This is a genomic window from Pseudomonas sp. BYT-1 (genome assembly GCF_023611805.1).
Lineage (GTDB): Bacteria > Pseudomonadota > Gammaproteobacteria > Pseudomonadales > Pseudomonadaceae > Aquipseudomonas > Aquipseudomonas guariconensis.
On sequence record NZ_CP072559.1, the window covers coordinates 2,077,769 to 2,090,454 of the forward strand.

Consider the following 12,686-nt stretch of genomic DNA (forward strand, 5'->3'; position numbering starts at 1 on the left):
CGCTTGGACCTGTGGGGCAAAGCCTACGATGGGCTGCAACACCGCCACACCTTCAGCGTGAGGTCTCGACGCGCAGCACCTCGGTGTAGATGGCATCGACCGTCTGGCCGACCTTGAGGTTCTTCATGCGCGCTTGTAGATCAGGGTTCTCGACCTTGACCACCTGCACCTTGCCTTCCGGCGGCAGCAGGGTCACTTCATGGTTCTTCAGGTCGATCTTGCTGATCTTGGAAGTGACCTTGACCTGGCGGAACGCCTCGCCGCCGGGGTTGGGGTTGTCCTTGGTGGCGCGGATGGTGCCGGACTCCTCGCTCATCTTCGGCGCACCACCGACCTCGGTATTGAGTTCGTAGGCGACCGCCCGGGTCACGTAGATGTCCACGTTGTCCCCCACCTTGAGGTTGGGCAAGGCCTTGGCTTTCTCGGTGAGCTGGAAGGTCACAGGTTTCTGGTTGGGGCCTTCGACGGTGACCTGGTAGTTCGGCGCATCCACCGCCAGTACATGGGTGGAGACGTGGCTTTCCAGGGCTTCACTGCCCAGCGGCAGCGGGGCCGCAACGACGGTGAAACTGGCGGCGCAGGTCAGCGAAGCAAGGGCGAGGGAGCGGGTGAGTTTCATCGGGCTTCTTTCCATGTCGTCGATTCCGGTTAGGCGTGCGCTGCGCACGCGCCTAGCAAGCATAGCCAGACCCTGGCGATATGCCTGTCACCAGGATGGCCCGTGACGAAGCGCCGCTCGCTGTCACCAAATGAAAAACCCGTGTCGTCGGATGCGAAGCACCTGCCGGGCGCAGCGCTTAGAGTCCAATCAACCTGAACTGACGCACTGCGTCCAGATCGATCGATTGGAGTGAAAGCATGGCCAAAGTCGTACGCTTCTATGAACCTGGCGGTCCCGAGGTATTGCGCTATGAAGATGCCGAGGTCGGCGAACCGGGGCCTGGCCAGGTGCGCTTGCGCCATGTGGCAGTGGGCCTGAACTACGCCGATACGTATTTTCGCAATGGCACCTATCCGATCCCGATGCCCAACGGCATCGGCGTCGAAGCGGCCGGCGTGGTGCAGGCGGTGGGCGAGGGCGTGACCGGCGTGGTGGTGGGCGACCGGGTGACCTACACCGGCTTTCTCAACACCTTGGGCGCCTACTGCACCGAGCGCCTGATCCCGGCCAATGCGCTGATCAAACTGCCGGAAACCATCGCCTTCGAAACCGCGGCGGCCATGACCATGCGTGGCCTGACCTCGGCCTACCTGATGCGCCGGCTGTACGACTTCAAGCCCGGTGACACGGTGCTGCTGCACGCCGCCGCCGGTGGCGTCGGCCTGATCGTCTCGCAGTGGGCCAAGCTGTTGGGCGTGAATGTGATCGGCACGGTGTCCACCGAGGCCAAGGCCGAGCTTGCCCGCGCGCACGGTTGCACCCACACCATCAACTACAGCGTCGAGGACGTGGCCAAGCGCGTGCGCGAACTCACCGACGGGGTCGGTGTGAACGTGGTATTCGACAGCGTTGGCCGCAGCACCTTCATGGCCTCGCTCGACTCGCTCAAGCGTCGCGGGCTGATGGTTTGCGTCGGCACCGCCTCCGGCACCATCGAGCCGTTCGACCCGCAGTTGCTGGCGATCAAGGGTTCCCTGCACCTGACCCGTCCGGCGCTGGCCGACTACATCGCCGATCCGGCCGAGAAAGCCGATCTTGCCGGCGAGCTGTTCGACCATGTCAGCAGCGGTCGCATCAAGATCGAGATCAACCAGCACTACGCCTTGCAGGACGCGGTCCAGGCCCATCGTGACCTGGAAGCACGCAAAACCACCGGCTCGTCGATCTTCATCATCTGAAGAGGGCAACACCATGCACGTAGAACAACTGACCTGCGCCATCGGTGCCGAGCTGATCGGGGTCAAGCTGGCGGATGCGATCCACGACGATGTTCTGTTCGAACAGATCCGTGCGCAATTGCTCAAGCACCGCGTGCTGTTCCTGCGCGACCAGGCCATCACCCGCGCCGAGCATGTGGCCTTCGCTCGGCGCTTCGGTGAACTGGAGGATCATCCGGTGGCCGGCAGCGATCCGGACCACCCAGGCCTGGTGCAGATCTACAAGCGCCCCGACCAGCCGGCCGACCGTTACGAAAACGCCTGGCACACCGACGCCACCTGGCGCGAGGCCCCGCCCATGGGCTGTGTGCTGCGCTGCGTGGAGTGTCCGCCGGTGGGGGGCGACACCATGTGGGCGAACATGGTGCTGGCCTACCAGAACCTGCCGGATGAGGTGAAAGCCAAGATCGAAGGCCTGCGCGCACGCCACAGCATCGAGGCGAGCTTCGGTGCCGCCATGCCGCTGGAAAAACGCCTGGCGCTGAAGGCCCAGTACCCCGACGCCGAGCACCCGGTAGTGCGCACCCACCCGGAAACCGGGGAGCAGGTGCTGTTCGTCAACGCCTTCACCACCCATTTCACCAACTACCACACCCCGCAGCGGGTGCGCTTCGGCCAGGACGCCAACCCCGGTGCCGGAGACCTGCTGCGCTATCTGGTCAGTCAGGCCTACTTGCCCGAGTACCAGGTCCGCTGGCGCTGGTCGCCGGGCAGCATCGCCATCTGGGACAACCGCAGCACCCAGCATTACGCGGTCATGGACTACCCGCCCTGTCACCGCAAGATGGAGCGGGCCGGGATCAAAGGCGATCGCACATTCTGAGTCACCCGCCGCCGGTTGGCGGCACCAGGACAATAACAATAGCGAGGGCTACTTCATGCAATTCTTCGACGACTCGTTGCACCCGGAAAACATGGAAAAGGTGGTGATCACCGTGGCCCCTTATGGCCCGGAGTGGATGCCCGAGGACTTCCCCGAAGACATCCCGCTGACCATGGACGAGCAGGTGCAAAAGGCAGTCGACTGCTACGAGGCCGGCGCCACCGTGCTGCACCTGCACGTGCGCGAGCTGGACGGCAAGGGCTCCAAGCGCCTGTCCAAGTTCAACGAGCTGATCGCCGGCGTACGTGAAGCGGTACCGGACATGATCATCCAGGTGGGCGGCTCGATTTCCTTTGCCCCGGAGAGCGAGGGCGAGGCGGCCAAGTGGCTGTCAGACGACACCCGGCACATGCTGGCCGAACTGACGCCCAAGCCCGACCAGGTGACGGTGGCGATCAACACCACCCAGATGAACATCATGGAGCTGCTGTACCCCGAGTACCTCGAAGGCACCTCCCTGGCCCACCCGGCCATCCAGGCGGCCTACAGCGAAATGACCGTGCCAGCCGGGCCGGCCTGGGTGCGCGAGCACCTGCGTCGCCTGCAGGCCAGCAACATCCAGCCGCACTTCCAACTGACCGGCATGCACGCCCTGGAAACCCTCGAGCGCATCGTGCGTCGGGGCGACTACATGGGCCCGCTGAATCTGACCTGGATCGGCATCGGCGGCGGTTTCGACGGCCCCAACCCGTTCAACTTCTTCAACTTCATCCACCGCGCGCCGGATGGCTGCACCCTGACCGCCGAATCGCTGCTCAAGAACGTGCTGCCGTTCAACACCATGGCATTGGCCATGGGCCTGCACCCGCGCTGTGGCAACGAAGACACCATCATCGACCAGCACGGCAAGCGCTTCACCTCGGTGCAGCAGATCCAGCAGACCGTGCGCGTGGCCCACGAGCTGGGCCGGGAAATCGCTACCGGCAAAGAGGCCCGCGCCATCTATCGCATTGGCGAGCAGTACAGCAGCATCGAGCAGACACTCAAGGCCAACGGCATGGCGCCCAACCGCCAGCCCGGACGCAAGGGCGTGCCGCAGCGCGCCTGATGGCGCGTGGGCCCTGTAGACGCGGTCTTGCGGCCCGAAAGATTGACGTCGCTGCAACGATGGCTTGGGCTGCTTTGCAGCCCTATCGCGGCGCAAGACCGCGTCTTTAGAGGCGGCCCAGGTTTTTTGGCTTCATCTCATAACAACAAAAACAACATCCACGCCAGATACCCCAAGGAGGCAGCATGGCCGCCTATCTCGCCAGCGCCGCAGACGATGACGCTGACACTTCCCGTGGCATATCCAGGCGCTATGCCTGGGTGGTCTTTGCCTTGACCTTTGGCCTGTTGATCTCCGACTACATGTCGCGACAGGTACTCAATGCGGTCTTTCCTCTGCTCAAGCAAGAATGGGTCCTGAGCGACAGCCAGCTGGGGCTGCTCAGCGGCATTGTCGCGCTGATGGTGGGGCTTCTGACCTTTCCGTTGTCGCTGCTAGCCGACCGCTTCGGCCGGGTCCGCAGCCTGGTGCTGATGGCCGTGCTCTGGAGCCTGGCCACCTTGGGCTGCGCCCTGGCGCAGAACTACCCGCAGATGTTCGTGGCGCGGTTTCTGGTGGGGGTGGGCGAGGCTGCCTACGGCAGCGTCGGCATCGCCGTGGTGGTCGCGGTATTCCCCCGTGACATGCGCGCCACCCTGGCGGGCGCCTTCATGGCTGGTGGCATGTTCGGCTCGGTGTTGGGCATGGCTCTGGGCGGGGTGCTGGCCGAGCATTTCGGCTGGCGTTGGTCGTTCGCCGGCATGGCGTTGTTCGGGTTGCTGCTGGCCCTGATCTATCCGATGGTGGTCAAGGAGGCCAAGGTCGCGCCGCGGCGGCTGGACAAGGCCCTGTGCAAGGCAGCCCGGCCGTTGCGCACCCTGTACAGCAGCCGCTCGGTGATCGCCGCCTATGTCGGCAGCGGCCTGCAGCTGTTCGTCGGCGGCACGGTGATCGTGTGGATGCCCAGCTACCTGAGCCGCTACTACGCCATGGGCACCGACCGGGCCGGGGTGATCGCCGCGATCATCGTGCTGTGCAGCGGTGTGGGCATGATCCTCTGCGCTATGCTCTGCGACCGCCTGGGGCGTGTGCGCCAGGACCGCAAGATCAGCCTGGCCATTGCCTATTGCCTGGGCAGTTGCCTGCTGCTGTCGGTGGCCTTCGCCTTGCCCACGGGCACGGCGCAACTGGTGCTGATCTGCCTGGGGATGATGGTCGCGGCAGGCACCAGCGGGCCGTCCAGTGCGATGGTCGCGAACCTGACTCACTATTCGGTGCACGGCACGGCGTTCGCCACCCTGACCTTGGCCAACAACCTGCTGGGCCTGGCCACCGGACCGTTGATCACCGGGCGCGTATCCGATGTGCTTGGCCTGCACGCGGCGATGCAGTTGGTACCGCTGATGAGCCTTGGCGCTGCGCTGGTGTTCTTCATCGCCAAGCGTCACTACCACCGGGACATGGCCCGTCTGCAGGACAACGAGCCGACCCTGGTCCCTGGAGCGCAGCCATGATGCAGACGGTGACGTTGGATGTGTTCTTTGACTTCATTTGCCCGTGGTGCCTGATTGGCCAGCGCCACCTGGACCAGGCCCTGGCGCGGTTGCGTCGCGAGCAGCCGCAGCGCCAGGTCCGGGTGCACTGGCAGGGTGTGCAGTTGCTGCCTGGCCTTGCTGCTGAAGGGGTGCCGTTCGAGGCGTTCTACCGCGAGCGGCTGGGCAGCGACGAAGCGGTGCGCCAGCGCCAGGCCCAGGTGCGCGACGCGGCGAGCGCGGTGGGTGAGCACATCGAATTTGCCCGGATCCGGCGCATGCCCAATACCGCCAATGCCCATCGTCTGTTGCAGCGCGTGCAGGCGCTGGGCAACCGGCAACAGGCCGATGCCTTGCTGATGCGATTGTTCGCGGCGTATTTCCATGAAGGGCAGGACCTGGGCGATCGCACGACCTTGCTCGCCATCGCCCAGGGCTGTGGCCTGATGCACGCGCAGGTTGCCGATTGCCTGCGCGAGGATGCACGGCCATTCATGGGCGAGCAGGGGCGGGCGGCGGGTGGGGTGCCGTGTTTTGTCGTCGACCGGCGTCGAGTGGTGTCGGGCGCGCAACCTGCTGATGTGTTGTTCGAGGCCTTGTGCGAAGCGCAACCGGCATGAGCCGGCGTGTCGCGGTGCCTCCGGGCAAGTTGCCGCCGCGTAACGGCAGGGCGTTGTTCGAGTATCAGGATAAAAGCCTGGCCTTGTTCGATGTCGAGGGTGTGCTCTATGTCATCGACGACAGTTGCCCGCACCAGGGGGCCTCGTTGTGCGGTGGGCGCCTGGAAGGACGCATTATCCAGTGCTGCGCCCATGGGCTTCGCTTCGACCTGACCAGCGGGTACCTGCTCAATTCCACGGTGCTAAAGGTGGCCCGTTATCCGGTGGAGCGGGAAGGGGAGGCCGTGTTCATCCTGATCGAGGCCGAGGTGGCCTGCTGATCCCCCGGGGCTGCGCTGCGGCCCCAAGCACTTCAATGCGCCGCCGAGGGCGGATGACTGGCCCGCCAGCTGGCCGGCGGCATGCCGAACTGGGCGATGAACCAGCGGGTGAAGGAGCTGGGCATCGAATAGCCGAGCATGTCGGCAATGCGTCCCAGCGAATAATTGGGGTTCTCCAGGTAGCGCAGCACCAGGTCGCGGCGCACGCCGTTGACCAGGTCACTGAAGGTCACGCCACAGTCCTCCAGGCGCCGCTGTAGCGTGCGCACGTTCATGCCTTGGGTCTGCGCCACCTGTTCGATGGTAGCGCGGCCCATGGGCAGCAGCAGGTAGATGGTCTTGCGCATTTCCAGCTCCAGCGACGGTGTGCCGCTGGCCTGCAGGGTGTCCAGGTAGCGCTGGGCCAGGCGTGCCATGGCTTCGTTGGCCAGTGGGGTGGTGGTGTCAAGGTCGGTCGCCGGGCACACGATGCCGTTGAACTCACTGCCGAACACCAGCTTGCAGCCGAAGATACGCCGGTGGATGGTCGGATCGGCGGGCGCGGTGTGGGTGAAGTTGGCGCTGATCGGCCGCCAATGCGCGCCTAGCAGGGCCGCGCACAGGCGCAGCATCACGCCGATGGCCAGCTCCGTGGCCTGGCGACTGCCGTGGGCGCGGTCGGTGACCACCTCTTCGCGAATGATCACCGTCTTGCCGGCTTCCTCGACATGGATGGCCAAGGCATCGTTGAGCAAGTGCCGATACTGCACGATTACCTGCAAGGCATCGCGCAGGGTGCGCTGGTGGCTGAGCAGCAGGCTGATCTCGCCGAAGTCCGACAGTTGGCGCAGTTCCGCCATGCGCAGGCCGAACGTCTCGCACTGGCTGGCCTGTGCCGAAGCCTCCAGCAAGGCGATCACCGTGGCGGCTGGGATGCGCTGGTTGGGGTCGTCCAGAAGGCTGGCGCTGAGCCCGACCTGGGCCAGCAAGGCATGGGGGTTCAGCCCCAGATGACGGGACACTTCGAGGTAGTTGGTCAGGCTTGCAGCACGTACGAGGGCGGTCATTTTATTGTTTTCCACGCGTTCTCATTAGGTGACCCGCGACGGCCCACGGGTCTCTTCTTATAGCTCGGGTGTCACCAAATGAGAAGCTGCTGTTGGTCTGGAAATTTCGGCCATTTCCCCATAACCCAGGCGATGCCGACCCCCGGCAAAGTCGCTGTCATCAAATGAAAAGTCACTGACGCCCAATGTAAAGCGCCTGGCTGGACCGCTCATTACTGTGAGGTCCAACGCGCCCCTGCGACCAGGTGGCGCACCACCCCTGGCTGAGGTGCCGACGTGGAAAAACTGCATACCAACGCGACCGTCTTGATCGTTCCCGGCCTGCGCGAGCACGTTGCCGAGCATTGGCAGACCTTGCTCCACGCACGCCTGGCCAAGGTGCGTACGGTGCCGCCGCTGGAGATCAATGGCCTGGACTGCAATGCCCGGGTCGAGGCAATCCAGCGCGAGATCGAGCAGATCGACGGCGATGTGGTGCTGGTGGCCCACAGCGCCGGGGTGCTGATGGTGGCCCACTGGGCGGCGCGCCATCAGCGGCCGATCAAGGGCGCGCTGCTGGCCGCACCGCCGGACTTGCAGGCCCAGTGGCCCGCCGCCTACCCAAGCCCCGAACGCCTGCAGGAAAACGGCTGGACACCCTTGCCGCTCGCGCCGTTGCCGTTCCCCAGCATCGTCGCGGCCAGCAGCAACGATCACCTGGCCAGCCTGGACGCCGCCGTCGCCATGGCCAAGGCCTGGGGCAGCGAGTTGCTGGCGCTGGGCGCGGTCGGCCATCTCAACCCGGCTGCCGGTTTTGGCCCCTGGCCCCAGGCCGAGGCGCTGATCCAACAACTCGACCGCTGATACCGCAATACCGCTTGACCAACGCCCGCGCACGACGGGCGGTGAACAGAACAATAACAATAACCGGAGTCACGCAATGCCCAAGTCACGCACCCACTGTCTGCTGGTCTGCACCGTTGGCCTGCTCACCTTGCCTGGTGCCCAGGCCTTCGAAGTCGATACCGGCCATGAGGACTGGTCCGTTCGCCTGGACAACACCATCAAGTACAACTACGGCGTCCGCACCCAGAGCGCCGACAAGCGCATGCTGGCCACGCCGAACAACAACGACGGCGACTACAACTTCCGCAAGGCCGGTACCACCATCACCAACCGGGTCGACCTGCTGACTGAACTGGATGTGATCTATCAGCAGCGCATGGGCTTTCGTGTCAGCGCCGCCAGCTGGTACGACAAGGCCTACGACAACACCGGCTCCAATGCCAACCCCTTCGTCAACGGCAACGGCGAGCAATCGGGCATCAACCCCAGCCTCAATGGCCTGCCCGGCACCGGTGTGCCGCTGGGCAGTCCGCACCTGAGCAACTACGCCCAGCGCTACTACAGCGGGCCGTCCGGTGAAGTGCTCGATGCGTTCGTGTTCATGCGCACCGAGGTGGGCGAGACGTCCGAACTCAGCGGCAAACTCGGCCAGCACAACCTGTTCTGGGGCGAGACCCTGCTCAACCCGGTGCATTCGCTGAGTTATGGGCAGTCCGGCCTGGACCTGGCCAAGCTTGCGGCCTCGCCCGGCACCGAGGCCAAGGAGCTGTTCGTGCCGCGTAACCAGCTGTCGGCCTCGTTTTTGGTCAATCCCGAACTGACCCTGGGCGCCCAGTACTTCCTGGATTGGGACGCCGCCCGACTGCCGGAAGCGGGCACCTATTACGGCGGCTCGGACCTGGTAGGCGAGGGCGCCCAGAGCTTCCTGCTCGGTCACACCGGCACCCCGGGGCTGATTCCGGTGCAGGGCGCCTTGACCAACATTCGCCGTGGCCACGACCTCACCCCGCGCAAGCGCGGCGACTGGGGCGTCATGGCCAAATGGTCGCCCGAATGGCTGGATGGCACCTTGGGCTTCTACTACCGCAAGAGCTCGGAGATCCTGCCCCAGGCCTGGCTCGATGCCCGCGGCCTGACCGTCGCTCGCGGCCCGTTCGGCAACCCGCCAGCCGGGCTGCCGGGCGCCGTGGGCAACCTGTACAACTCGCTACAGAGCGCCACGTACCAGTTCGCCTATGCCGACGATATCGACATCTATGGCCTGAGCCTGTCCAAGGACGTCGGTGGCATCAGCGTCGGCAGCGACCTGAACATCCGCCACAACATGCCGCTGTCGAGCATCCCGGCGATCGTCAGCGCGCCCGGCCAGGGCGGCCTGGGCAATGGCTTCGGCCTGTTGCCGCCGCGCCTGCCCAGCAGCGGCGTGGTCTACGAGACCCCACACGATGGCGACAGCATGAGCGCCACCGGCGACACCCTGCACTGGACCCTCAACGGGCTGATGAGCATCGGCGACACGCCGCTGTTCGACTCCGCGACCCTGTTGGGCGAGCTGTTCTACAGCAACCTGCTCAAGCTCGATAGCCACAACGAGGCCTTGTACAAGGGCAAGGGCAGCTACCGCGGCATCGACAAGCCCACCCGTGACAACTGGGGCATCGCGGTCAACTTCACCCCCACCTGGTACCAGGTGTTCCCCGGCGTGGACATGAGCCTGCCGCTGTCGATCAACGTCGGCCTGGACGGTGTGTCGCCGGTCCAGGGCGGTGGCGCCGAAGACACCGGCAACTACGCCGTCGGTGTGAGCGCTGCGCTCTACAACCAGTATTTCGTCGATCTCAAATACGTCGACAGCTTCGGCAAGGCCGAGTCCTGCAAGGACGGCCAGACCGACGGCTCGACCCCCAATGCCCTGGATGGTGAGCAGGATTACACCTGCTATGGCGGCGGCTACGCCTCCTTCTCCGGTGGCGGCGCCACCACCGAGGACCGTGGTGCGCTCTACCTGACCCTCAAGACCACCTTCTGAGTACAGGAACCCCCAATCATGAAAACGTTGCACAACACCCTGCTGGCCTCGTGCCTGTCGCTGCTCGCCCTCAGTGTCGCCCAGGCGGCAGTCTCCAGTGACCAGGCCGCGCGCCTGGGCACCAGCCTGACGTCGGTGGGGGCCGAAAAGGCTGCCAGCGCCGACGGCAGCATCCCGGCCTACCAGGGCGGCCTGGTCACCCCGCCGGCCAGCTACCAGCAGGGCGCTAGCATGCGCCCGGACCCCTTCGCCAGCGAGAAGCCGCTGCTGGTGATCAACGCTGCCAACGCCGAGCAGTACAAGGCGCAGCTCACCGCCACCACCCTGGAGCTGCTCAAGCGCTTCCCGACCTTCCAGGTGGATGTCTACCCGACACACCGCACCGTCGCATTGCCGCAGCCGGTGCTGGACAACACCCTCAAGAACGCCACCGGCGCCCGCAGCCAGGAAGGCGGTACCGCGGTGGACAACGTGCTGCCGGGCATCCCGTTCCCGATTCCGCAGACCGGCGCCGAGGCCATGTGGAACTTCCTGCTGCGCTACCAGGGCGTGAGCATGACCGCCAAGTACGACTCCTGGAACGTCGATGCGGCCGGCAAGGCCACCTTGTCCACCACAGGCCAGGCCAACATCAGCTACCCGGTCTATGAGGACATGGGCAAGACCATCGGCGCCAAGGACACCTACTACCAGATGAAACTGGTGTACACCGCCCCAGCCCGCCGCGCCGGCGAAGCGATGATGCTGCGCGACGCCGCCAACCCCCTGGCCCAGCCACGTAGCGCCTGGCAGTACCTGCCGGGCCAGCGCCGGGTGAAGCTGGCGCCGAACCTGGCTTACGACACACCCAACCCGGGCACTTCGGGCTCGGGCACCTACGATGACGTGTTCGTCTTCAACGGCGCCCTGGACCGCTACGACTGGACCCTGGTGGGCAAGCAGGAAATGTACGTGCCGTACAACACCTACAAGCTGACCTACAACACCGATGTCAGCCAGCTGACCACGCCCAACCACCTGGCGCCGCAGTTCGTGCGCTGGGAGAAGCACCGGGTCTGGGTGGTGGAGGGCAAGCTCAAGGACGGCGCGCGCCACATCTACCACAAGCGTCGCTTCTACCTCGATGAAGACAGCTGGGTCGCCCTGGCCTCGGACCAGTACGACGCCCGTGGCCAGCTGTACCGTGGCTCGTTCGCCTTCCTCACCCAGAGCTACGACAAGACCACCCCCGATGCCACGCCGTTCATGATCTACGACCTGATCGGTGGCACCTACAACCTCAATGGCGTGGTCGGTGCCTACGGCGGTATCCGCTACATCGACCCCCTGTCCAAGACCCAATGGTCGCCCGAGTCCCTGGCGGGGGCCGGTATTCGCTGAGTGCCTGGGGCTTGCGCGGTTGCCTTGCGCAGGCCTCGTCCGACGAATCGGGAGGTTCAGGATGTCTGTCTTCAAATCAAGCGCCCAGGTGCTGATGCTCTGTGCCGCCCTGCATGGCCTGGCCCAGGCCGCGCCCTACGTGGATGTGCTGGACCTGCCAGCGATGCCCAGCGCGCTGGCGCCGGTCAGCTCCTTGCGCGATGTGGGCCGTGCCGGTGAGCGGTTGGTGGCTGTCGGCCCCCGTGGGCACATCGTGTATTCCGATGACCACGGCGCGCACTGGCAGCAGGCTCAGGTACCGGTCAGCGCCGACCTCAATGCTGTGAGCTTTCCCACTCCCCGCAGTGGCTGGGCCGTGGGCAACGACGGGGTGATCCTGCACAGCGGCGATGGCGGTGAGCATTGGGAAAAACAGCTGGACGGTCGCGTGCTCGCAGAGCAAGTACTCGCCTGGTACCGCGCCCAGGCCCAGGCCGCCCCGCAGGATGAACGCTGGGCCGCCTGGGTGGCCGAGGGCGAGCGCCTTGTGGCCGAAGGTGCTGACAAGCCGCTGCTGGATGTGTGGTTCACCGATGAACAGCACGGCTTTGCCGTCGGCGTGTTCAATCTGCTGCTGCACACCACTGACGGCGGGCGCAGCTGGACGCCCTGGCTCGAGCGCAGCGACAACCCCCAGGGCCTGCACCTGACCAGCCTGGCCCAGATCGACGGCGCGCTGTACATCACCGGCGAGCAGGGCCTGCTGCTCAAGCTCGATGCCGCCGGCCAGCGTTTCACCCGGCTGACCACGCCCTACAGCGGCACGTTCTTCGGCATCACCGGCAAAGCGGGGGTGCTGCTGGCCTACGGGCTGCGCGGCCATGCCTACCGCAGCACCGATGGCGGCCTGAACTGGCAGCCGGTGAACACGGGCCTGGCCACCAGCCTCACCGCTGCCAGCCAGGACAGCAACGGCCAGTTCTGGCTGTCGAGCCAGGCCGGTGACCTGCTGCAAAGCCGCGATGGGGGCGCCAGTTTCATCCTGGTGCGCCAAGCCTCGCGCACTCCCGTGAGTGCCAGCGCCTTTGACACCGCCACCGACCTGGTGCTGGTGGGCGAGCGCGGCGTACGCACGCTGGCGCTCCAGTAAGCGCCGTCCCTAACAAG

12 protein-coding genes are annotated in these 12,686 nt (G+C 65.4%); 10 read left to right on the forward strand and 2 right to left on the reverse strand.

Annotation, left to right across the window (positions count from 1 at the left end):
• Positions 1-52 precede the first annotated feature (52 nt).
• Positions 53-619, reverse strand: coding sequence for a hypothetical protein (locus tag J5X93_RS09480; protein WP_232092033.1), 567 nt, complete (start codon positions 617-619; stop codon positions 53-55).
• A gap of 239 nt (positions 620-858) precedes the next feature.
• Between J5X93_RS09480 and J5X93_RS09485 the strand changes: the two genes are divergently transcribed.
• The 6 genes from J5X93_RS09485 (at position 859) to J5X93_RS09510 (ending at position 6,260) form a co-directional block, all read left to right on the forward strand.
• Positions 859-1,839, forward strand: a complete 981-nt coding sequence (locus J5X93_RS09485) for a quinone oxidoreductase family protein (RefSeq protein WP_102081980.1) — start codon at positions 859-861, stop codon at positions 1,837-1,839.
• A 13-nt stretch (positions 1,840-1,852) separates the two neighbouring features.
• Positions 1,853-2,701, forward strand: a complete 849-nt coding sequence (locus J5X93_RS09490) for a TauD/TfdA dioxygenase family protein (RefSeq protein WP_070571867.1) — start codon at positions 1,853-1,855, stop codon at positions 2,699-2,701.
• 55 nt (positions 2,702-2,756) lie between these two features.
• Positions 2,757-3,809 (forward strand): beta-keto acid cleavage family enzyme, encoded by a 1,053-nt coding sequence (locus J5X93_RS09495; protein ID WP_043215843.1) that lies wholly within the window; start codon positions 2,757-2,759, stop codon positions 3,807-3,809.
• Positions 3,810-3,994: 185 nt separating this feature from the next.
• Positions 3,995-5,302 carry an MFS transporter gene (locus tag J5X93_RS09500; RefSeq protein WP_102081981.1) on the forward strand — a complete coding sequence of 436 codons (1,308 nt, stop codon included), beginning with the start codon at positions 3,995-3,997 and terminating at the stop codon, positions 5,300-5,302.
• The gene (locus tag J5X93_RS09505) at positions 5,299-5,940 is read left to right on the forward strand and encodes a DsbA family oxidoreductase (protein ID WP_070571869.1); all 642 of its coding nucleotides are present in this window, start codon (positions 5,299-5,301) and stop codon (positions 5,938-5,940) included. The genes J5X93_RS09500 and J5X93_RS09505 overlap by 4 nt, the downstream gene beginning before the upstream one ends.
• On the forward strand, positions 5,937-6,260 hold the full coding sequence (locus J5X93_RS09510) for a Rieske (2Fe-2S) protein (protein WP_070571870.1): 324 nt from the start codon (positions 5,937-5,939) through the stop codon (positions 6,258-6,260). The genes J5X93_RS09505 and J5X93_RS09510 overlap by 4 nt, the downstream gene beginning before the upstream one ends.
• A 32-nt stretch (positions 6,261-6,292) precedes the next feature.
• On the opposite strand, the gene J5X93_RS09515 is transcribed toward J5X93_RS09510, so the two are convergent.
• On the reverse strand, positions 6,293-7,306 hold the full coding sequence (locus J5X93_RS09515; protein ID WP_182941164.1) for an AraC family transcriptional regulator: 1,014 nt from the start codon (positions 7,304-7,306) through the stop codon (positions 6,293-6,295).
• Between the two features lie 276 nt (positions 7,307-7,582).
• On the opposite strand from J5X93_RS09515, the gene J5X93_RS09520 reads away from it, so the two are divergent.
• The 4 genes from J5X93_RS09520 (at position 7,583) to J5X93_RS09535 (ending at position 12,669) form a co-directional block, all read left to right on the forward strand.
• Positions 7,583-8,149 carry an RBBP9/YdeN family alpha/beta hydrolase gene (locus tag J5X93_RS09520; RefSeq protein WP_070571872.1) on the forward strand — a complete coding sequence of 189 codons (567 nt, stop codon included), beginning with the start codon at positions 7,583-7,585 and terminating at the stop codon, positions 8,147-8,149.
• 76 nt (positions 8,150-8,225) lie between these two features.
• Positions 8,226-10,160, forward strand: coding sequence for a DUF1302 domain-containing protein (locus tag J5X93_RS09525; RefSeq protein ID WP_102081983.1), 1,935 nt, complete (start codon positions 8,226-8,228; stop codon positions 10,158-10,160).
• An 18-nt stretch (positions 10,161-10,178) separates the two neighbouring features.
• The gene (locus J5X93_RS09530; RefSeq protein ID WP_102081984.1) at positions 10,179-11,540 is read left to right on the forward strand and encodes a DUF1329 domain-containing protein; all 1,362 of its coding nucleotides are present in this window, start codon (positions 10,179-10,181) and stop codon (positions 11,538-11,540) included.
• 61 nt (positions 11,541-11,601) lie between these two features.
• Positions 11,602-12,669: a WD40/YVTN/BNR-like repeat-containing protein gene (locus J5X93_RS09535; protein WP_070571874.1), complete on the forward strand. Its 1,068-nt coding sequence runs from the start codon at positions 11,602-11,604 to the stop codon at positions 12,667-12,669.
• Positions 12,670-12,686 lie beyond the last annotated feature (17 nt).